This is a genomic window from Pseudomonas sp. NPDC090201 (assembly GCF_044746825.1).
Classification (GTDB): Bacteria; Pseudomonadota; Gammaproteobacteria; order Pseudomonadales; family Pseudomonadaceae; genus Aquipseudomonas; species Aquipseudomonas putida_AD.
Genome location: NZ_JBIVCX010000004.1, coordinates 191,358 through 212,754, shown reverse-complemented (window position 1 = coordinate 212,754; position 21,397 = coordinate 191,358). Strand labels below are relative to the sequence as shown.

Annotated in this window: 16 protein-coding genes; 8 read left to right on the top strand and 8 right to left on the bottom strand. The window is 61.0% G+C overall.

Features of this window, described 5'->3' with window-relative positions:
* Nucleotides 1–19: 19 nt before the first annotated feature.
* The 4 genes from ACIPOO_RS15015 to ACIPOO_RS15000 all read right to left on the bottom strand — a co-directional run bounded on the left by ACIPOO_RS15015 (nucleotide 20) and on the right by ACIPOO_RS15000 (nucleotide 5,510).
* Nucleotides 20–1,246 (bottom strand): MFS transporter, encoded by a 1,227-nt coding sequence (locus ACIPOO_RS15015; protein WP_400608221.1) that lies wholly within the window; start codon nucleotides 1,244–1,246, stop codon nucleotides 20–22.
* 355 nt (nucleotides 1,247–1,601) lie between these two features.
* Nucleotides 1,602–2,900 carry an MFS transporter gene (locus ACIPOO_RS15010; RefSeq protein WP_400608219.1) on the bottom strand — a complete coding sequence of 433 codons (1,299 nt, stop codon included), beginning with the start codon at nucleotides 2,898–2,900 and terminating at the stop codon, nucleotides 1,602–1,604.
* 261 nt (nucleotides 2,901–3,161) lie between these two features.
* Nucleotides 3,162–4,049: a GntR family transcriptional regulator gene (locus ACIPOO_RS15005; RefSeq protein ID WP_400608217.1), complete on the bottom strand. Its 888-nt coding sequence runs from the start codon at nucleotides 4,047–4,049 to the stop codon at nucleotides 3,162–3,164.
* Between the two features lie 117 nt (nucleotides 4,050–4,166).
* On the bottom strand, nucleotides 4,167–5,510 hold the full coding sequence (locus ACIPOO_RS15000; protein ID WP_400608577.1) for a CitMHS family transporter: 1,344 nt from the start codon (nucleotides 5,508–5,510) through the stop codon (nucleotides 4,167–4,169).
* 313 nt (nucleotides 5,511–5,823) lie between these two features.
* Between ACIPOO_RS15000 and ACIPOO_RS14995 the strand changes: the two genes are divergently transcribed.
* The 4 genes from ACIPOO_RS14995 (at nucleotide 5,824) to ACIPOO_RS14980 (ending at nucleotide 11,544) form a co-directional block, all read left to right on the top strand.
* A complete protein-coding gene (locus ACIPOO_RS14995) occupies nucleotides 5,824–8,430 on the top strand; it encodes an aconitate hydratase (RefSeq protein ID WP_400608215.1) in 2,607 nt (868 codons plus the stop codon).
* Nucleotides 8,431–8,461: 31 nt separating this feature from the next.
* Complete coding sequence (gene prpF, locus ACIPOO_RS14990; RefSeq protein WP_400608213.1) at nucleotides 8,462–9,610, top strand: 2-methylaconitate cis-trans isomerase PrpF; 1,149 nt, start codon at nucleotides 8,462–8,464, stop codon at nucleotides 9,608–9,610.
* An 85-nt stretch (nucleotides 9,611–9,695) separates the two neighbouring features.
* The gene (locus ACIPOO_RS14985; RefSeq protein WP_400608211.1) at nucleotides 9,696–10,781 is read left to right on the top strand and encodes a lactonase family protein; all 1,086 of its coding nucleotides are present in this window, start codon (nucleotides 9,696–9,698) and stop codon (nucleotides 10,779–10,781) included.
* 22 nt (nucleotides 10,782–10,803) lie between these two features.
* Nucleotides 10,804–11,544 carry a transporter substrate-binding domain-containing protein gene (locus tag ACIPOO_RS14980; protein WP_400608209.1) on the top strand — a complete coding sequence of 247 codons (741 nt, stop codon included), beginning with the start codon at nucleotides 10,804–10,806 and terminating at the stop codon, nucleotides 11,542–11,544.
* 80 nt (nucleotides 11,545–11,624) lie between these two features.
* On the opposite strand, the gene ACIPOO_RS14975 is transcribed toward ACIPOO_RS14980, so the two are convergent.
* Entirely contained in the window at nucleotides 11,625–13,730 is a 2,106-nt protein-coding gene (locus ACIPOO_RS14975) for a TonB-dependent siderophore receptor (RefSeq protein ID WP_400608207.1), read from the bottom strand.
* A gap of 202 nt (nucleotides 13,731–13,932) precedes the next feature.
* Nucleotides 13,933–15,330 (bottom strand): NAD(P)/FAD-dependent oxidoreductase, encoded by a 1,398-nt coding sequence (locus ACIPOO_RS14970; RefSeq protein ID WP_400608205.1) that lies wholly within the window; start codon nucleotides 15,328–15,330, stop codon nucleotides 13,933–13,935.
* 118 nt (nucleotides 15,331–15,448) lie between these two features.
* Between ACIPOO_RS14970 and ACIPOO_RS14965 the strand changes: the two genes are divergently transcribed.
* The gene (locus ACIPOO_RS14965) at nucleotides 15,449–16,306 is read left to right on the top strand and encodes a helix-turn-helix domain-containing protein (protein ID WP_400608203.1); all 858 of its coding nucleotides are present in this window, start codon (nucleotides 15,449–15,451) and stop codon (nucleotides 16,304–16,306) included.
* 6 nt (nucleotides 16,307–16,312) lie between these two features.
* Here the strand turns inward: ACIPOO_RS14965 and ACIPOO_RS14960 are convergent, their stop codons facing one another.
* Both ACIPOO_RS14960 and ACIPOO_RS14955 read right to left on the bottom strand, forming a co-directional pair.
* Entirely contained in the window at nucleotides 16,313–17,629 is a 1,317-nt protein-coding gene (locus tag ACIPOO_RS14960) for a hypothetical protein (RefSeq protein ID WP_400608201.1), read from the bottom strand.
* 177 nt (nucleotides 17,630–17,806) lie between these two features.
* The gene (locus tag ACIPOO_RS14955) at nucleotides 17,807–18,202 is read right to left on the bottom strand and encodes a hypothetical protein (RefSeq protein ID WP_400608199.1); all 396 of its coding nucleotides are present in this window, start codon (nucleotides 18,200–18,202) and stop codon (nucleotides 17,807–17,809) included.
* Nucleotides 18,203–18,300: 98 nt separating this feature from the next.
* Here ACIPOO_RS14955 and ACIPOO_RS14950 point away from each other — a divergent pair, with 98 nt between their 5' ends.
* From ACIPOO_RS14950 to ACIPOO_RS14940, 3 genes are all read left to right on the top strand, one after another.
* Nucleotides 18,301–19,392, top strand: coding sequence for a helix-turn-helix transcriptional regulator (locus tag ACIPOO_RS14950; protein ID WP_400608197.1), 1,092 nt, complete (start codon nucleotides 18,301–18,303; stop codon nucleotides 19,390–19,392).
* A 177-nt stretch (nucleotides 19,393–19,569) separates the two neighbouring features.
* Complete coding sequence (locus ACIPOO_RS14945; RefSeq protein ID WP_400608195.1) at nucleotides 19,570–20,814, top strand: serine hydrolase domain-containing protein; 1,245 nt, start codon at nucleotides 19,570–19,572, stop codon at nucleotides 20,812–20,814.
* A 163-nt stretch (nucleotides 20,815–20,977) separates the two neighbouring features.
* A complete protein-coding gene (locus ACIPOO_RS14940; protein ID WP_400608193.1) occupies nucleotides 20,978–21,328 on the top strand; it encodes a hypothetical protein in 351 nt (116 codons plus the stop codon).
* The last annotated feature ends 69 nt before the right edge of the window (nucleotides 21,329–21,397 follow it).

Sequence of the window (21,397 nt, the reverse complement as noted above, 5' to 3'; positions counted from 1 at the left end):
CGCACGGCAGGCAAACGTCTCAACCCGGCTGCGCCGCCAGGCTATTACTCACATTGCGCCCCAACACCAGCACCGTCACGAACCCACAGCCCACCAGCGCCGTGGCCAGGCTCATCAGCACCGAGGTGCCGGATTGGTCGACGATCTGTCCGCCGAAGAAGGAGCCCAGGGCGATGATGACCTGGAACAGGGCGACGAACAGCGGCATGCCGCGTTCGACATCCTTGGGCGCTACGACGAACATCCAGATGCTGGCGCAGGCCGGGAAGGCGCCGAAGGCGAAGCCCCAGAGTGCGATGAGCATGGCAGCGCCGGTCATGCCGGTGGCGAAGTAGGGGAACAGGGCGGTGCTGACGCCGATCATCAGCGCCACCAGCAGCAGGGTATGGCGCACGCTGCGGTTGGCGGCGAAACCGGCGAAGATGTTGCCCGCGACCCCGGCCACGCCGTACAGCAGAAGCAGCGAGCCAATCGTCGGCCCATCGAAGCCTGAGCTGTGCTTGAAGAACGGAGCGACGTAGGTGTACGCGGCAAAGTGCGCCAGGCCGATGAGCAATACCGCGATCAGCCCGACCCGGGCCTGCGGGTTGATGAATAGCGCAGGCAGGTCGCTGAAGCGAATGGCCTTGTCCGGATCCAGCCGCGGCAGCAGGAAAATCTGCGCCAGCAGCACCGGCACGCCCACAAGCGCGGTGACCAGGAACGTCATGCGCCAGCCCATCAGGCCGCTGAGCCAGGTGCCCACGGGCACGCCCAGCACGGTGGCCAGGGTGACGCCGATCATGATGATCGAGGTGGCCTGGGCGACACCCACACCCTTGGGCGCCAACCTGCCGCTGAGGGCGATGGCCGTGGCCCAGAAGCCGCCGATGCTGATGCCCAGCAGAATGCGGCCGAACAGCAACAGGTTGAAGTCGCTGGCATAGGCCACGACCGCGTTGGCGATGATCATGATCAGCGTCAGGCCGATCAGCAGATAGCGACGGTCCATGGCGCCGATGCCCACCGAGAGCAACGGTGCGGCCAGCGCGGCCATGATGCCGGGCAGGGTCACCATCAGGCCGGCGTGGCCTGCGCTGATGCCCAGATCGCTGGCGACATCATTGAGTACGCCGACCGGCAGAAACTCGCTGGTGACCAGGGCAAAGGCACCCACGGCGACAGAGAGAATCGCCAGCCATTGCTGTTTGACGCTCTGTTGGTTGTGTTCGGGAGGCGTGTGCGGGGCGTGACGGGCGCTTGGCATAAGACTGGGTTCCAAGGAGAGATGTCGCCTGAAGGCAGGCGAGGGGAGCGGGGATTGGCAGGCGATTATAGGAGCGGGTTTCGGCGAGTCCGCAGGCGAGCGGTTCGATAGTAAATATCAGTAGAAATGATAAGAGGTGCTGAATAGAGCGGTCGCCTGGGCGCCGGGAGTGAGCAGGGCCCACCTCCGTCCCGTAGCAGCACGACTTGCCGGCGGGGCGATTTCATGTACGCCGTCGTAGGCAGGCGTGCTCCTGAAGGGTTGAGGTCAGACCTACACCCCGCAGATATCCGTAGCAGTCCGGCTTGCCGGCGTCGGGGCTCTTGAAGACGCCCGCAGCGAGAGCTCGAAGGACTCAGGCCGTGCGGGCGACCATGCTGCTTTCAGCCGCCGGCGCGATGGGGATCATCGGTTTCCTGGTCATGCTCAGGATCACGACAGCTCCGGTCACCAACAATGCGCCTGCGATGGCGAATGCCCAGTTGTAGCTTCCAGTGGCCGTGATGACGTACCCCGTCACGATCGGCGCGAGCATGCCGAAGACATTCCCGCCCACCACGACGAACGCCATGGCGCGACCCACGTCCCCCGAGCTTGGCAGCAGGTCGTTGAGCAACGAGAAGTTGAGTGAGGTGGTCGAGGCGATGCCTGCCAGGGTCAGAGAAAAAATCAGCACCAGCATGGCAATGTCGTCTGCGAACGGGATCAGCAGGATGCAGCTTGCAACCAGCATGGTCAGCGCGATGACGTTGCGACGTTTGCCCGACGCAGCGCCGCTGCCGTTTTTCAGGTACTGGTCACTGAGCTTGCCGATCACGATGCACAACACCACGGCGGCAGCATAGGGAATGGCCGTGAACAGGCCGCTCTTGGCGATGGTCAGGTGCCGCACTTCCTGCAGGTAGCTAGGCAGCCAGGTCAGGAAAAGATACTGGGTGTAGACGTTGCAGCCCTGAGCGATGGCCAGGCCCCAGAGGGTTGGCGTCTTCAGCAGCTTTTTGAGGCCATAAGCGGCATTAGTGGCGTTACCGGCGGTGCTGGTAGCGCGTGTGGCGACGATATGTTCGCGCTCGCCCTGGGCGAGCCATTTAACCTGCTCAGGCTTGTAGTAGAAAAAATACCAGGCCACCAGCCAGACGAAGCCGATAGCGCCGGCGATCACGAAGGACATGCGCCAGCCAAACGCGGCAACCAGTGCAGCCAGAACCACCGAGCAGATGGCAGGGCCTGCGTAGGAGCCGCTGTTGAAGATGGCCGTGATGGTGCCGCGCTCTGTGCCGGGAATCCATTCACGTATGACCTTGGCGCCCACCGGGTTGCTGACCGATTCCCCCGCACCCATGACCAGGCGCGCGGTCAGCAGGCTGGCGAAGCTTGAGGCAGCACCGGTGAGGGCGGTCGCCAGGGACCAGATAAAGATGCCCAGGCCGCCGACGCGTTTGACCCCGTACTTGTCGATCAGCAGGCCGACCGGAATCAGAAAGAGCGCATAGCTCCAGATAAAGGAAGAGAACAGGTAGCCCATCCCCACGGATGTGAGGTGAAACTCTTCAGCGATGGGTTTGGCCGCAATGGAAAGCGCGATGCGATCCATGTAGTTGATCATGGCCAGGGAGAACAGGAAGACGGCTATCCAGCCTCTACGGTATGACATGTATTCACCATTATTGTGATTGTGGTGTGTGCGTAACCGGGCTTCAGGCATGGGGTGTTCAGGCGGACACGCATGCGGTGGCTCGTTTCTTGTGGTGAATGCAAAAATGAACTTTGTAACGATATAAGTCAATCTGTGTTTTGTGAAACGCAGATAAACCCGACGACTAACTTGAGGCATCAGTTGTAGATCGGCGGCCAGGAGGAAGCGCACGCGACCTGGACAGATCGCGTGACAGCTATAGAAGAAGTGGGGCAGGGATTATTCGAAGAGAGCGGGGTCGACTTTGTGGCGTCTTGCCTGTTCCAGATGGCGTCGCATCTGGTCTGCAGCGGCCAGTCGGTCGCCTCGTTCCAGGCAATCAAGAATCGCGAGGTGCTCTTCGGCTTGTCCTTTACGAGGGGTACGTGAGCTGGCTTGGCGGTACTCGACAAGGCGTCGCAGTTGGTCAAGACGGCGGACGGTCTGCTGCAGGAAACGGTTTCCGGAACAAGCGGCCAATGTCTCATGGAATTGAGAGTTGGCCTCGAAAAGCTCCTGAGGCGTCATGGTCAGATAACCGCCGTTGGCGATGAACTCTTGCTGCCGACGGCAAGCTGCCAGGGTTTCGCGGTCGATCTGGAAGCTGGGTGACAGAATCCCCGACGGCTCGATAGTGGCGCGAAAGGAATAGCTTTCTTCGTAGGCCTCGACCGAATCGATCATGGGCAACAGTCGCCAGCCTTGACCTGCACGCTGCTCAACCCAGCCTTCCTGCTGGATCCGCGAGAGCACGGCGCGCAGGGCTGCCCTGGAAACACCGAACTGGCGCATGAACTCGATCTCGGTAAACAGCTCTGGGAGCTGCCTGCTCAGGCGCAGTTCGGCGAACTTGAGGTACAGCGGGTCGTCGGATTTCTCCATCACTTCCGATACCAGGTCGCCCAGGTCATCGCTGGCGCGAGCCAGGAAGAAGCCACGGTTGCGGTCATAGGTCAGCATGCCTTTCTCGACCAGATGCCCCATGGCGAACTTGACCGGCGTGCGCGACACATTGAGCGCCGCGGCCAGTTGTGACTCTACCAGGTGATGGCCGACGGCGAAGCGTTCACGACGCACGTGAGAGACGATGTCACGCGCAATGCGTGCTTGCAGAGGGCTTAGAGGCATTGGATCGGGAACCGGAAAGAGCTGAACCAGAGGGCTGCCATTCTAGCGCGTCATGCCATGCAGCGGCAGAGACCATTTCCGGTCTTTGCCGCTTTCTTCTCGCGCACCGCCGGCGCCTCAGCGCACCTGATACAACGGGAATGCGCCAAACAGCAGACCGCCGAGCAGCAAGCCAAAGCTCGCCAGAATGGCCCATTTGAGGGCGAAGCGCTGGTGGTCTCCCAGATCGACCTTGGCCAGCGCAACCAGCAGGTACAGCGAGGGCACCAGAGGGCTCAACAGATGAACAGGCTGGCCCACCACTGACGCACGTGCAATCTCCAGCGGCGTAATGCCGTACTGCGCAGCGGTTTGTGCAATGACCGGCAGGATCCCGAAGTAGAAGGCATCGTTGGACATGAAGAAAGTGAAAGGCAGGCTGACGATCGCGGTAAATACCGCCAGGAACGGCCCGAAGCCTGGCGGGATCACGTACAGCAGGCTCTTGGCCATGGAGTCCACCATACCGGTGCCCGACAGGATCCCGGTGAAGATGCCGGCCGCGAAAATCACGGCAGTGACCGCCAAGACGTTGGCCGCGTGGGCTGCAATCCGCGCCTTCTGGTCTTCGATCTTCGGGTAGTTGAGCATGATGGCCAGGGCGAAACCGACCATGAACAGTATCTGGATCGGCATGGCGCCCAGGATCAGGCAGGTGATCAGGGTCAGGGTCAGAATCAGGTTTGGCCAGAACATCTGTGGCCGGCGATTCCCGTCGCAAACCTCGGCAGAGCCGTTGCCCAGCGCCATGGGGCCGTTGTGAACATCATCGAGATGGATGATGCCCAGACGAGCGCGCTCCTTGCGTCCCAGGATCACGGCGGTGAACACCAGGCAGGCGGCGCCGATCAGCATCCCCGGAATCATCGGCACGAAGATGTCCATCGCATCGACATGCAGCGCCGCAGCTGCACGGGCGGTGGGACCACCCCATGGCGAGATGTTCATGATCCCGCTGGCGATGTTGACCAGGCATGTCATGCCCAGAACGCTCATGCCCAGACGCTGGTAAAGCGGCAGGAACGCCGCGCACGCGATCATGTAGGTGGTGGAGCTGTCGCCGTCCAGGGACACCAGCATGGTCAGCACGGCGGTACCGACCAACACCTTTAGAGGGTCGCCCTTCACCAGCTTCAAGATGAAGCGCACCAGGCCGTCGAACAGCCCTGCGTCAATCATGATCCCGAAGTACAGGATCGAGAAGGTCAGCATGACCCCAGTTGGGGCCAGCGTTTTCACGCCGTCGAGCATCATCGCGCCCAGGCCGGCGTAGTGCCCGCCAATCAGGGCGAACAGGATGGGGATCAGGATCAGAGCAATCAGCGCCGAGAGGCGCTTGGTCATGATCAGGTACATGAAACAGATGACCATCGAAAAGCCGAGGATTGTCAGCACGGTCGAACTCCCTTTTTTCGTGAATATGTAGGGCGCCTTTTAGCCAGACGGTCTGCAAGGCAGCCGGCGTGATTCAGGACGAGACAGGCTCGGTGCGAATGGGAGGACGAACGGAGTTGGAGCGCGGGAGCTGGGTCATGGAAGGCCTCAATTTTCTTATGTTTATTGTTGTTCCAGTACCTGTCGGATGCATTGGCGCTGCATGTCGCGACCCATCGTTCAGGTACATCCGATCTCAGTGGCTGAGTGAGCCGGATGAATCAACATTGACCTATATCATTACAAAGTGCAATATCCGCCTCACAAAAAAATTGCTTGTACAGCCTGTGAGGATTAGCCAATGCCTGAGTCAAAGGGTCAAACCGTTTCCGCTAACGGAATCGAGTACCGTGTCAGCGACATCCGCGGGGTCGTGACTGACCTGGGCGGTGATTACGCAAAGCTGCCCTACAGCTTGCGCATCCTCGCCGAGAACGTCTTGCGTGGAGAGGCGGACCCTGAAGCCGCGCTGAAAGTCATCTGCGCCCGATCCAGCGCGTTCGACATTCCTTTCCGCCCGGCCCGTGTGGTCCTGCAGGACCTGCTCGGTACGCCAGCGCTGGTCGATCTCGCGGGGCTGCGTGACGCAGTTGCCGAGAAAGGTGGCAACCCACGGCTGGTCAACCCGGTCACCCCGACTCATCTGGTAGTGGATCACTCGCTCAACGTGGAGCGTTGGGGCGATGCCAGTGCCCTGGCCGATAACGAAGCCATCGAGCGCGAACGCAACGCTGAACGTTTCCAGTTTCTCGACTGGTGCAACAAGGCGTTCAGCAACCTGTCGATCATTCCTTCGGGCAAAGGCATCCTTCACCAGATCAACCTGGAACGCCTGACCACTGTGGTAGGTACTCAACGGCGTGATGGCAAGTTGTGGGCGTTCCCCGATACGCTGGTCGGCACCGACAGCCACACCACCATGATCAACGCCATTGGGGTGCTGGGTTGGGGGGTGGGAGGTATCGAGGCGGAGGCTGCGATGCTGGGTAAATCCCTGATGCTGCGCCTGCCCGAGATCGTGGGTGTGCGCCTGGAAGGCACGTTGCCTCAGGGCTATCTGGCAACCGACATCGCACTGGCGCTGACCGAGCTGCTGCGCAAGGCAGGTGTGATCGGCGCGTTTCTGGAGTTCTTCGGGCCCGGTGTTGCGCAGTTGTCGCTGGCTGACCGTGGCACCCTGTCCAACATGGCGCCTGAGTTCGGCGCGACTGCCGCGATGTTCGCGATTGACGATCGCACCCTGCATTACCTGCGCATGACCGGGCGTGGCGGCCAGATATCCGGCCTGACTGAAGCCTATGCCCGCGCCCAGGGCTTGTGGCATGACAGCCTGGGTGAGGCTGAATACAACCGCGTCGTGACGCTGGAACTGGGCACTGTTGCACGTTCAATCGCCGGGCCGAAACAGCCTCACCAACGTATCGTGTTGGGCCAGAGGGCCCCGGCAACCGAGCTGCCAACTGGCCTGGACAATGGTTCGGTCGTGCTGGCTGCTATCACCAGTTGCACCAACACCTCCAACCCACGGGGTGTGATCGCTGCGGGCCTGGTAGCGCGTAATGCCCGCAGGCGTGGCCTCACGCGCGCGCCATGGGTCAAGACTTCGTTCGCACCGGGGTCCAGAGTCGTGGCCGACTATCTGGAACGCTCTGGTCTGAACAATGATCTGGATGCGCTGGGTTTCAATCTGGTGGGATACGGCTGCACCACCTGCAATGGCATGTCCGGCCCGCTGCTCAGCCCTGAGATCGAAGAAGAGATCCGCACCCGCAAGCTGGAAACCGTGGCGGCGACGTCCGGTAATCGTAACTTCGAAGGCCGTGTTCACCCGTTGGCTCGCGAAGTATTCATCATGTCGCCGCCGCTGATCGTGGCTTACGCCATCGCCGGTACCTACCGGATCGATCCGGAAAAAGATGCGCTGGGTCTGGACGACAACGGCGTTCCTGTCTACCTGCACGAGCTGTGGCCAAGCGATGAAGAACTGACTCGAATCGAGGCGGACAACCTGACCGCCGACCTGTTCGACAAGGCCTATGAAGACGTCCCTCGCGAAGCCGGCCTGATTGCCAGCGACCTGCGCGCTGGCGTCAGCGACCAGTACCCATGGCAAGCGAACAGCACCTATATCCGCAAACCTCCTTACTGGAGCGATGCGGTAACGGCCACCGATACGCGCAAAGACCTGAGCAACATGCGCGTTCTCGCCATGCTGTCGGACAACATCACCACCGACCACATTTCTCCATCGGGTGCGATTCTCCCCGAAAGTGATGCGGGGCAGTATTTGCAATCCCACGGCATCGCCGCGCCTGACTTCAATTCCTACGGCACACGTCGTGGCAACCACGAGGCAGCGCAGCGCGCCACGTTTGCCAGCCCGCGCCTGAAGAACGAGCTCCTCGAAGACGGTCGCGAAGGCCCTTGGACGCTGCTGATGCCGGAGAAAGAAGTCACCACGATCTTCCAGGCTGCCGAAATCTACGCGGATCGCAAACAGTCCCTGATCGTTGTCGCCGGCAAAGAGTACGGCAGCGGTTCCTCCCGCGACTGGGCAGCCAAAGGTCCACGCCTGCTGGGTGTGCGCGTGGTAGTGGCTGAGAGCTTCGAGCGTATCCACCGTACCAACCTGGCGGGTCTCGGCATTCTCCCGCTGCAGTTCGAGCAGGGTGTTTCGCGTCAAAGCCTGGGTCTGAATGGGCGCGAAACCTTCAGCGTGGAGGGCATCACCGATGACTTCCAGCCAGGCGCCAGGGTCACTCTGGTCATCGAGCGCGAAAACGGCGAAACCGAGCGCGTCACTGTCGTGAGTCGTCTGGATACCTTCGAGGATGTTCGCTACTTCCGCAGCGGTGGTCTGTTGCCGCAGTTGCTGATCGAAAGCATGAAGAACGCATCCGCCCAGTGACGCGGCGCTGATTTGTCACAGGAGATAACAAATGACTCAAAGACGTATTCCAGCCGTGTACATGCGTGGCGGCTCCAGCAAGGGCGTGTTCTTTCTCGACAAGGATCTGCCGCCTGCAGGCCAAGAGCGTGATGCCATCCTGCTCCGGGTGATCGGCAGTCCGGATGTCTACGGCAAGCAGATCGACGGAATGGGCGGTGCGACCTCCAGTACCAGCAAGGTCGTGGTTATCGGCAAATCGAGCCGTGAGGATTGCGACGTTGATTACCTGTTCGGGGCTCCGGCCATCGAGACCCCAGTGATCGACTGGTCGGGCAACTGTGGCAATCTGAGCTCGGCAGTCGGCCCATACGCCATCTCTGAATGTCTGGTAGATGCGCCTCGCGATGGCATCGCCGTCGTGCGGATCTGGCAGGCCAATATCCAGAAGCGCATCATTGCCCACGTACCGATGCGCAACGGCGAGGTGCAGGAGGAAGGTGACTTCGTGCTCGACGGCGTGGCGTTCCCCGCTGCGGAAGTCGTGCTGGAGTTTCTCAAACCTGGCGGCTCGGACGGCAGCATCCTGCCGACCGGCAACGCCATTGACGAACTGGACATTCCGGGCGTTGGCAATATGCCCGTCACCTTGTTGAACGCTGGCAACCCTACCATCTTCATTGACGCAGAAAGGGTAGGGCTCAAGGGCACTGAAACCCAGGAGCAAGTCAACGGCGACTCTGAACTGCTCGCCCGCTGCGAAACGATCCGCGCACACTGCACCGTTGCCATGGGTCTGGCCGCCAGTGCCGACGAGGCAACGCGCCTGCGCCCTCACACGCCCAAGCTGTGCTTTGTGGCCAGGCCTCAGGCCTATCAGGCTGCGGGCGGCAAGTTCGTTGAGCCGGGCGACATCGACGTCATCGCCCGCATATTGTCGATGGGCAAGCTGCACCACGCAATTACCGGAACCGGAGCAGTCGCGGTTGCCGTTGCGGCCGCGCTGGATGGGACGCTGGTGAACCGTATCGTTGGCGATATCGGGGAGCGTCAGGTTCGGATGGGGCATACCGCAGGCAGCGTCGCCGTAGGCGCAAAAACTGTGCTGGAAGATGGCGCCTGGGCGGTGGACAAGGCCGTGATGAGCCGCAGCGCCCGGCGGTTGATGGAAGGCTGGGTGCTAATTCCTGAAGTCCTCTGATTCAGCCTGTGCTCATGCTGGGGGCGCCCGGCATGAGCCCATCGACCCCGCGGCACATGCTGCTTGAACCGGTGATGAATGCAAAATGAACCATGACATATCTTCGCAGACTCCTCGCTTCGCTTACGTTGGATCACGCACGACCCGGGAGCGAAACGCCCGTGGCGCAGGGATCACTGTGTACCGTTATGCACCGCAAACGGGTGCGTGCACATTGGTTCAGACGCTCAGTGATCTGGTGAACCCGTCGTTCTTGACCTTCGATCACTCGCAGTCCCATCTGTACTGCGTCCACGGTGATCTCAGCGAGGTAAGCTCATTCGCCATTGATGGGAAGACCGGTGAGTTGACCCGTCTCAATACGGTAGGCACCCGGGGCAGGAATCCCGTTCATCTCAGCGTCGATCCTGCGGGCAGGTTCCTGGCCGTCGCCAACTACGCAACTGGCAGCTTCGCCGTCTTGCCGATTCAGGAGGGTGGCAGCCTCGGCGAGCTTGCCCACCTTGAGTCGCTGCCCGGAGAGCCAGGTCCGCATAAAGTGGAGCAAGGCAGCTCCCATCCACACATGATTCCGTTCGACCCGTCCGGACGATTCCTGGTCATCCCCGACAAAGGTCTGGATAGCGTCTTCGTCTATCGCGTGCAGCAGACCAACGGGCAGTACGGTGTCAGCCAGGTCAGTATGGTCAAGGCTCGGGAAGGTTCAGGCCCGCGTCATGTGGTGTTCACACCAACGGGCAAACACGCCTATGTGGTGAACGAACTCGACAGCAGCGTCACAGCCTACGCTTATGACTCAGAGCACGGTTCGCTCACGGCCAGGGAGATCGTTTCGACGCTGCCATCGGAATTCACCGGCGACAGTCGCGCCGCGGCGATAGTGATGGCGCCGTCCGGGAAATACCTCTACGTGTCGAACCGCGGCCATGACAGCGTGACGAGCCTCGCGATCAAGGCTGATGGAGCACTGACCGTCACGGGTCATGCGTCGTCGCAAGGCCGCAAGCCGCGTTTCATGAGCCTGACCCCAGACGGCACGCGTCTGTTTGTCGCCAACGAAGAGGACGACACCATACTGAGCTTCAACGTTAACCCGCACTCGGGTGCGCTCACTTCCAGTGGTCAGGTCATCGAGACCGGCAGCCCGGTGTGCATGATTTTCAAGACCTGAAATTGCAAAGGAGCGATTCGCTGTGGAATTTGATCTTGCTGCCGTACGAAAGGACATCGCTCCGTATGGAGAGCTGCGGGTTGCAATCAATCTCGGTAATCCGGTGCTGGCACAGCGTGACGAAAGCACTGGAGCGCTTTCGGGCGTGTCGGTGGCGTTGGCAACAGCGCTCGCGCATGAGCTCGACATTGACCTGTGCATGACGGCGTATGATGCCGCCGGCAAAGTCTTCGCTACGCTCGAAGAGCAGGCCTGGGATCTCGCATTCCTCGCCATTGAACCAGTCAGGGCTGAAAAAATCGCCTTTTCAAGTCCCTACCTCTGCATTGACGGCACCTACCTGGTAAAAAACGAGAGCCCATTCCACCGCGCCGCAGCTCTGGATGCGTTGGGTTGCCGAATCGCTGTGGGGAAGGGCGCTGCATACGATCTGTTCCTGTCCCGCACGCTGAACAATGCCGAGCTGGTTCGAGCGCCGACTTCGGCCAGCGCCGTTCACACCTTTCTGGACCTTGGCCTGGATGCCGCAGCCGGTGTTCGCCAGCCGCTGGAACGCTTCGCCAGAACAATATCAGGCGTCAGGGTGCTGAACGACAACTTCACCGAAATCCGCCAGGCCATGGCTGTTCCAAAAGGCAGGAAGACGGCCGCCGGTTACGTTCAAGGTTTCATCAACCGATGCCTGCGCAGCGGCCTGGTCGCCAGCGCCCTGGACGCCAGTGGCGAACGTGATGCCCGGGTTGCACAACCCGGCTCGGAATGATTCAGCAAACGTTCAAAGCGGGTGACCACCGAAAAAGACTACAAGCCCCCAGAACGGAGGCTCGTGGATAAAGGCCCGAATCAGTACTTCCAGGTCACCGACGCCGTGACGTTACGCGGCGCGCCGTAGTTGCTCGCCGTGCCGCTGTACAGCGACGTCAGGTATTTGCGGTCGGTGACGTTATTGAGGTTCAGCGCTGTGCTCCAGTTGCGGTCGATGTCGTAGCTCGCCATCAGGTCAACCAGCGCATAGGCGTTCTGGCGGATCACGCTGATGTTGTCGTTCTGGATACCGCTCTGCCAACTGACGCGGGTTCCGACGCGGGCCTGCGGCATGCCGGGCAGGCGGTAGGTCGCCATGCCGTGGAAGCTGTGGGTCGGGACGTAGCGGCGGGTCTTGTCACCGTCGTCGTTCTCGATGTGCACGTAGGTGTAGCCCGCCAGCAGGTCCAGGCCTGGCAGCGCTTCGCCCGAGGCTTCGAGCTCGATGCCGTGGCTCTTGTAGTCGCCGGTGAAGTAGCGGAATTGCGAGCCGACCTGAATGAAGTCGGACGACGCCACGTTGCTCTGCTCGGTCTTGAACACTGCTGCGGTGAGGTTCAGGCGCTGGTCAAACATGGTGCCCTTGACGCCCGCTTCCAGACTCTTGCCTTCGAGTGGGTCGAGCACCTTGCCGTCCACGCCGACTGTGCCGAACTGCGGATTGTAGATCTGCGTCCAACTGGTGTAGAGCGTCCAGTCCTGGTTCAGGTCATACACCAGGCCGGTGTACGGCGTGACCTTGCCGTGCTCGCGCTGGGCGTGGTCGACGCCGTAGCTTTCGCCGCTGCCGTCGGTGCTGAGCATGCGTGCGCCGGCGATCCAGTGCAGGTCGTCGGCGAGGCTGAAGCGGGCGCCGGCGAACAGGCTCTTCTGCCGGTCAACGATGTTCTGGGTATTGATGTCGCTGGTAAAGAGGAATTGCGGCGGCGTTTCTGTGCCCGCCAGGATGCTGGCGAACGAGGTGTGGTAATAGCCCGTCTCGGCGGCATCGTACTCGCGCGCTTTCTGGTGCGTGCGGCCGTAGGTGGCGCCGAAGGTCAGCTCGTGATCACGCCCGAAGAGGCTGAACGGGCCGGAGACTTTCGCCTCGCCGATCAACTGGTGGGAGCGGCCGGAGGTCTGCGCCGCGAACGCCAGCGCATCGTCATCGGTGACGCTGGCGACGTAGAGCATGCTGGAGTTCTGGTATTCGGTGATGCCGGTGCCGGTCAGCGTGGCATTCCAGCCGTTGCCGAAATCATGCTTGAGTTCGGCAAACACACGCTGGGTATGGATATTCCAGTAGCTCCATGGCTGGCCGACGTTGGAGCTGCGGCTTGAGTAATGGATTGGGTTGTTACTGGTGTCCACCAGCGGCAGGTTGCCCCAGGTGCTGCCGTTGGAATCGCTGTTGTGCTGCGAGAAACCTACGGTCAGGGTATCGGCATCGGACAGGTCGAATGCCAGCAGGCCGGCCGCGACGTTTTTCTCGTGGCTGTAGCGGTCCATCCACGAGTTGCCCTTGTCATGGGCGTAGATGAAGCGGCCGCGCACGTTGCCGGTTTCGGTCAGGGGACCTGAGACATCGACATCGATGCGACGGCTGTCCCACGAGCCGACGCTGGTGTCGATCTGCGCCTGGAACTCCCTGGTCGGACGCTTGCGCACGAAGTTGACCGTGGCCGACGGGTTGCCCGTTCCGCTCATCAATCCGTTGGCGCCGTGCAGGATGTCGATCTGCTCGTATTCGGCCATGTCCAGGTCACCGTTGAGGATGGTCTGGGTGAACGGCATGTTCATGCCATCGAACTCGAAGCTGTTGATTTCAAAGCCGCGGGAAGTGAATTCAGTGCGGTCGCTTTCGCTCTGCTCAACGGTCACCGAGGGCGCCGAGCGCAGGGCGTCCTTGACGCTGTTGGTCTTGTAATCGTTCATCTGCGCGCGGGTGATGGTGGTGATCGCCTGCGGCGTTTCCTTGTTGCTCAACCCCATCTTGGTGGTGCTGGTGGCTGGTTTCCCTACGTATCCCACACTCTGCGCGTCGTCCTGAGCGGCAACGTCCTGGATCTCCGTTGCGGGAAGCGTCAGGTCATCGGCGGCTTGTGCCAACGGCAAAACGCTGACGGCACCGGCGAAGAGGAAACTGGCGGGAAAACGAGGATTCACGATCAAAACACCTGAAGAAGGAAAGATTTGCGCGATTCTGAATGAAAATGAGAATGATAACTAGATGTGTCGTTAACAATCTTTTGACATTTATTTCACATGTCATGTGAGTACAGTTTTGTATCCGAACCCATACAATCAGGCCGCTTCAGGTCGGTCGATGCGGTGTGGGTGCAGCACAGGTGCCGTAGTGGGTTATTGGTCAAGAATCGAAACCGATGCCCAAGGCGTCGAAGCTCTTGAGCAGCAGGTTGCGATGGCCGTCGCGGTCTTCGCGAGCCAGTGAGCGCTGCGCCATCTTCACGCCGACGTAGCGCAGCGGCTCCGGGGGAAAGCGAAAGGGTGGCGTGGAGGTCATCGCCAGCTCGGTGCGTTCGGTGCGCTCACCGGACAGCAAATCGAGCATGTTCTGCGCCGCAAAACGACTCGCCGATACGCCCTGGCCGGTAAAGCCCAAGGCATAGGCGACGCGGTCCTGGTGCTCGCAGCCGGTGAACAGCGTGGTACGGGCCGAGGTGTCGATGATGCCGCCCCAGGCATGGCTGAACGAGACGCCCTGCAAGGCCGGGAAGGCCTGGCGAAATTGCAGCGCCAGGCGATTGAAACTCTCGGGGCGCTGCGTCAGGTGTTCATCCCGGCGGCCGCCGAAGTGGTAAACCGCATCAAAGCCACCCCAGAGAATCCGGTTGTCTGCCGTCTTGCGCAGGTAGTGAAACTGGTTGCCGGCGTCGGCGATACCATAACGCCCCCGCCAGCCAATCGCGTGCAGTTGCGCATCGCTCAAGGGCTCGGTGACCAGCGCGTAGTCGTAAACCGGGATCACGCTCGAAGACAGTTGACCCAGCAATGGCGGGGCGATGTTGGTCGCCAGTGCCACTTTACCCGCGCGAGCCTGGGCCTCTGCGGTGCGGATCAACAGGCCGTCGTGTTCGGGGCGCAATTCAAGCACAGGGCTGTTTTCGAACAACAGCACCCCTTGCTCAAGGCAGACGCGGCGAAGCTCTGTCACCATCCTGACCGGGTTGAGCTGCGCGTAGTTGGGTTCGAACAGACCCGCCCGGTAAACGGGGGAGTCGAGGCGTTGGCTGAGGGCGTCTGCTTCAAGCCACTCACATTCGATGCCCAGGCCTGCGTAGTTGCGTTGCATTGAGCGCAACCCTTCGATTTGCCAGGGTTGGCTGGCCAGGTTGAGTTTGCCCTCCCGTTCGAACTCGACCTGCATGCCCAGGCGACGGATGTCATCGGCCATCTCGTCGAGGTTCTGCCGGCCAAGACGAATAAGCCGCTCGGCCTCCGCTGGCCAGCGCTTGAAGGCGTTGCCGACGCCGTGGGAAATGCTTGGCGCACAGAATCCACCATTGCGCCCGCTGGCTTCGGAGCCGCAACGTCGCGCTTCGATCACCGCGATACTGCGCGCCGGCCAGCGCTGACGAGCCAGCAGGGCAGTCCACAGGCCAGTGAACCCACCGCCAACCACCACCAGATCGAAGTGCGCAGCGCCGGTTATGGCGGGGCAGGGCGGGGGTTGTGAAACGCTGTCAATCCAGTAAGGTCTGGGTTGGGCATTGGCCAGCGAAGCGTGCAACTTGGGCGCGTTCATGGAAAGCTCCGGCGGTAAGTCGGACGGTGATGGCCCAAGGTTAACGCGAGCACAGCGGCGTAAAACTCCAGACGGTTATGTGCGGGCACGCGCGGAAAACAGGAGAGATGGCGGGACGATGAGCAAGCCTGATGAATGTCAGAAACCCCGGACTTCCCTGGACCCGCAGCCGTTTCGGCAGGACCCGGCCAGCGCCGATACCCACGCGCTGATCCTGCGTTATCACCAGGCCTGGCAGCGTCGGGACATCGACACGCTGCTGACGCTGCTCGATCCGCAGGTCGAGTACAACGATTTCTTCCAGGGCCGCCGCATCGCGCCCCACGAGTTGCGTGAATACCTGCTGTCCAGCATGCCGGGGCAGGGCGATGAAACCCAGCACTACGTCGATCGCCTGCGCGTGGACGGCGACACGGCCTTCCTGCAGTACCAGGTAACGTTGCGCGGCACCCGGGGGCTGGTGTCGTTCCAGGCGTGCGAGGCCTTGACCGTGCGGGATGGGCGAGTGGTGCGGGTCAACGAGCATTCGCTGCTGGTGGGGCAGCACAACGGCGCGGCGCCACAATCTGCCTCGCGTGTGGCCTCCAGCCGCCTGGGGTTGTCTGCGCGCCAGTTGAGCGTCCTGGCCGGCGACCTGCTGCAATATTTCCAGACCCGACAGCCTTACCTGAACCCCGACCTGGACATGGCACAGGTGGCCGCCGCCACCGGCTACACGCGCAATCAGATCTCCTTCTTTCTCAATCAGGTACTGGGCTGCAGCTTCTACCAGCACATCAACCAGCTGCGCTTGCGCCACTTGCTGGGTCAACTGGAAAACGGCGCAAGCGCAACGAAAGTCGACGATCTGGCCCACGCCGCAGGGTTTCGCTCGCTGTCGACGTTCTACAAGTGTTTTCGCGAGGAAACCGGGCTGGCTCCGAAGGCGTATCTGGAAGGCCGCTCGGTGCGTCTGGTTGAAGCCGGCAGGCCGTAAGCCATATCAACTCTCCGCCAGATCCGCCTCCAGTTCCTCGAACACAGCCGTGACATCTGCCGGGCTGGATGGGCTGTCGAGTTGCAGCATTTCCAGGTTCAGAACCCAGTGCAGTCCCGAGCCACGGGACGGTGGCACGGGAAGGATGACGTTGAGGTCCTCAAGGGCTGCTGCCAGTTTGCTGGTGAACGCGGCGCTTTTTCCGGTGACGCGGTAATACGCCGTGCCCATGCCCATGGGGACCGTGCCGCTTGGCACACCTGTGACGCTATTGGCCAGGGGGAACGGGCCGGCGTTGAAGTGTTTCCACAGGACGTCGAGGGTTTCATTCATCTCTTTGATGGTGAAGCGTGGACCCTTTTCCACCTCCAGGCCGGTTGGAGTGAAGCGATAACGAAACGGGTTGCGGCGAGCCAGCGTCTGGCATTCGATCCAGGCGTCGATTGCTGCCGCAGCTTGCGTCGAGGCACTCGCCGTGTGCTGGTTCAGGTCATAGCCGATCATGAACAATGCGGCTTCCAGCGCTCGCAGTCGCAAGGCGGGCGTCGCAAGAGACGGGTCGCTGGTGAACTGGCTGGCCTGGCCTGCGGGTGTGAGCAGTGCAGTTTGCAGTATCCAGCTGGCCTTGAGATTCCACTGGGCGTGAAGCGGCCCGGAGCTGAGCTTCGGAAAGGTCAGCGCACCAGAAGACGGATTGCGGTCTTTCGGCGCAGGGTGGTTGGGCGTGGATTTGGCCGGTGCCCAAGGGAAACCCAGTTCGGCTGGTACAGCGGCCAACTGCCGGGCTTCGCAGAATTTTCTGACGGCCCAGCCCAGCGTGGCAGCGACGCGGCTGTCGTAGATGACGAACCCCTCGCAGAGCAGCGAATAGACTTTGGTCATTCCCGCGTTGAAGCGAAGCTGGCGATCGGTCAGGACGGCGTCGGCCGTGTCTTGCGCATTGATCGCCGCCTGCACGGCCAGCAGGTCCGAGGCGAGCTTCGGGTTGGCGTTGAGCCAGCGCACGTTCCCGGCGACCACGCCGCCCCAGATCATGACGTCGGTGGCCGCGCTACGGGCAGCCTGATCGTCGGCGGGCGAGGTGAGTGCGGCATGCAGCGCTTTGCCGAGGGATGTCAGGGTCGCTGCGCTGTGGGCGAAGGTATGGCCGCCGCGATGACGCCAGTGGTACTGGACGTAGGCGTCATACAGGCTCTTGCATTGCCAGGCACCACTGCGACGATTGATGTAGCTGTGGGCGAAGGTCTCGCTGTCGAGGTTGTCGCTCAGCCAGGTCACGAATTGTTGCACCACTGGGAGAGCCAGATAAGACGACTTCTTCACTTCGTACATCCTTGAATGAATTGATTTTTTCCGCAGGTGACGACTGTACCTGCCGAATGTAGGTAATGCCATTTCGCTATTAATCAGAACAGCAGCGTTTCAAACCTTCGCGCAACAGGGCTTCAGGTCCACTGATGTCGGCACACGTCCTGGGCAATGCAAAGCACGGCTGGGCGTTCAGTGGGAAGAGTCAGGGCCGGCGCTTCGAGCCTCGGCGATCATGGCGTCCAGCAGGGCGAGAAATTCATCGACGTCGATTTCGACGAACTCCCCGCAGGAAGCGGCAATCATCTGCTCGGCAAATTCGGGACTGTATTCCAGGGGTTGATAGTCAGGGGCGGTGTCGTCGAGGGTCTTGAAACACCATTCGCCTTCCTGGACTTCACCGACCAGTTGGCCGAGTTCCTGCAGGCCCAGCAGCGCCGCGTGGTACTGCGCCTGGTCCAGAAAAGGAAAGTCCTGGTCCAGGGCCTGTTTGAGGCAGATGGCGGGTATGCCGCCGACGGCCAGTTCGACGATCTTTTCCTGCAGCGATTGCGTGGGGGGCGTTGCAGCACAGGCTTGACGATTCATGGATATTCCCGTGTGCTGGCGCCATTGAGCGGGTTTGCTTGCCAGCCAGAGCATCAAAACACCAGATAGGGACAGATCGTGTCCGCAACAGGATGACCGTGGAAAATAAATCAGAGTTGTATGATCGCCGTGATTGCCTGCGCAAGATTCTGGCCGATTACAAGGAAGCCCAGCCGACGCCCGTCATTCACAAGCGTCTTTGTGCCGCGTTGGGGCTGGAGAACCACATCCTCAAGACCACTCAACGAGACCTTGAGGCCCTTGAGCGTATTGGCGAAGTCAGGCAGGTCCGGCAGGACTCGGACCAGCGAGCCAATTTCTGGGTGTGGCTGGGACCAGCCCTCGATCTGACCCTGTTGCCCACCGAGGCCGTGACCCTGTCAGCGATGCTGGATCATGCGGCGAGGCTCGGCATGCAGGCACCGGCGCAGGTTCTGCAGAAATTGCGTGCACATGTCGACAAGGTGATGAGCCGGGTGCCGTTTCGAAAGTTCGACTGGGCAAAACGCATCACCACCGGTACCCGTTTCACGGTGCTGAAGGCCGGGCAATTCGACCCCGCGCATGTCGATAGCATTCATGATGCGCTGTTTTTCAATCAGCCTTTGAAAGTCACCTATCTGCCCAGGGACGCAGGTGGCGTCGAATGTGTCTACCACCTCAAACCCCTGGCGCTGTCCTATCAGGATTCCAACATCTACCTGTCGGCCTACGTGCTGGAGGAAGAGTGGCCCGAAGGCTGCGAACCGCAACCGGGCGCCAGGCGAGGCAAGTACAGCAGCAATGGGCCTGGGACGTTCTGTGCACTGATGTTGCACCGAGTCGTGGCGATTGAAGACAGCAGCCTGTACATCCCGGACCCTGAAGACTTCGACGTCAATTCCCTTGAAGCGCAGCGGCATCTCATGACCATTCACGCCGATGAGCCCGTGGAACTCAGACTCAGGCTGGGCGCCAACCTGCACAACAGGCTCAGCGAAAACCCGCTGGCAGACCAGCAGGTCCTCACCCCACTGGCCGATGGCAAGTGGGAGCTGCGCTGCTCGATTCTCGACACCCAGGGCTTACGCCTGTTTTTGCTGGCCAACGCGGACGAGATCGAGGTACTTGCGCCCCCCGTCATTCGCGCCCATGTGCGTGATGCCGTGCGCCAGGCCGCAAGTTTTTACGCCGAAGATCCGACCCCCTGACGGGGCAGATGACCATTTGCGCCAACAGCGCCTGGCTTGATGGCTCCCCTGATCTGCCGTCAAGTGCAGGCAGCAGGATGCTTCAGCGCTCGCCGCGCACTTGCAATCGGTAGGCTATGGTTCAAGCGGGCGCACGCGTCCTGATGGTTGTGAATGGAAAATAAAAAAGGACAGGTCATGCATTCATCCGCTATTTCTCGTCCGGCCGCGCTTGGCCGTTCGCTGCTTCTTTCAATGGGCCTGCTTGCGGCGGGCATCTCCTCGGCCGCCCTGGCCGACGACTACCCACACGCGCAGGAACCCATCGGGACCGTGGAGCAGATCTATGACGGCGCTATGTTCCCGGATCTGGCGGTCAGTACCTACCGCAACATCGACCGACTGTTTCCCACGCACCTGATCAAGGCCGGCAATCATCCCTATGCGCTGGCCCGATCAGACAAACAATTGCCCAACGTTCGCTTCACCTTCGAAGACAAGAAGTACGATCTGTATGACTACGTCGCACTCAACAGCGTGACTGCGATGCTGGTGCTCAAGGACGGCAAGATCGTGTTCGAGAACTACCAGCGCGGCAACACCGAGAAGACCCGCTGGATGTCGATGTCGATGGCCAAGTCCATCACCTCGACGCTTGCGGGTGCCGCGATCAAGGACGGGCTTATCAAGGGCCTCGATGCGCAAGTGGTGGATTACGTCCCGCAGCTCAAGGGCAGCGCCTACGAAGGCGTGACCCTGCGCAATGTGCTGATGATGTCTTCGGGGGTGAAGTGGAACGAGACCTACACCGATCCGGCGTCCGATCGCCGCGCGCTGTTGAACGCGCAGATATCCCAGAAGCCTCATTCGGCCATGGCGTTGATGGCCAGTTTGCCGCGCGCGGCTGAGCCCGGCACGACTAACAACTACAGTACGGGTGAAACCCAGGTGCTCGGTGAAATCGTTCGTGGCGCCGTGAAGATGCCGCTGGCCGATTACCTGTCGCAGAAGATCTGGCAGCCGTTCGGGATGGAGAGCGATGCCCGCTGGTGGCTCGATTCGCCCGATGGCGTGGAAATCGGTGGCAGCGGCATCAGCGCCACACTGCGTGACTACGGACGCTTCGGGCTGTTCTTCATGAACGGCGGCAAGATCAACGACGCCTCGATCCTGCCCGAAGGCTGGGTCAAGGAAGCGACCCTGCCGACCACCCTGAAAAACGGCAAGTCCCTGGACTACGGCTACATGTGGTGGACGGCCTGGACCGAGCCGTCGGTGAAAGACGGCGCCTATGCAGCGATCGGTATCCAGGGCCAGAACATCTACCTCAACCCGGGCAATAACGTGGTGATTGTCACCTTCGGTGCCCAGCCCAAGCCCACGGATAAAGAGCCAGTGGACCCCATGGTGTTCTTCGATGCCGTGGTTGCTGCCTTGAAGTGACAGCGCGCCTGGCAGGGCGGTGGAAGGTCATACAGCTTCGCATCGCCCTGCCATGTGCTCACATCCTGAGCACATAATGCTGCCTTAACCCTGATCCGCTGTTATTGCCTCCACGCGATCCCCGATTTGTCAGGGCCGTTGTCAGTCATTACAGTGCTGCGATATGAAACGTTACCTGCGGTTCTGCCTCATTCTCATGCTCAGCCTCGCGCTTCCCCTCACCGGGATGGCGGGTGTTCAGGCGCCAACGGAACCCTGCCCGATGAAATCCATGGGCATGGCGATGATGGATGGCATGGGGATGGACTGCTGTAACGACAGCCACGACCTGAAAAACCCTGCCGATCACGGCAAGCCATGCAAGCCGGGCCAGGAGTGCAAGACTGGCGGCATGCTGGAAGTCTCGGTGTTCAAACCGCCTGTGACGCCGCTGGTTCCGGTCGTGTTTTCGCTGGTCAGCGATGCTTCTGTTACCCAGCCTCCTTCCGGGGTGTGGCGACCGCCCCGCGCCTGATTCCTGTTCGACATTGAGCCCCGCTTCGCCAAGGCGAAGCGGACTGCCTGCGCGTGTCTGTTTTTCCCG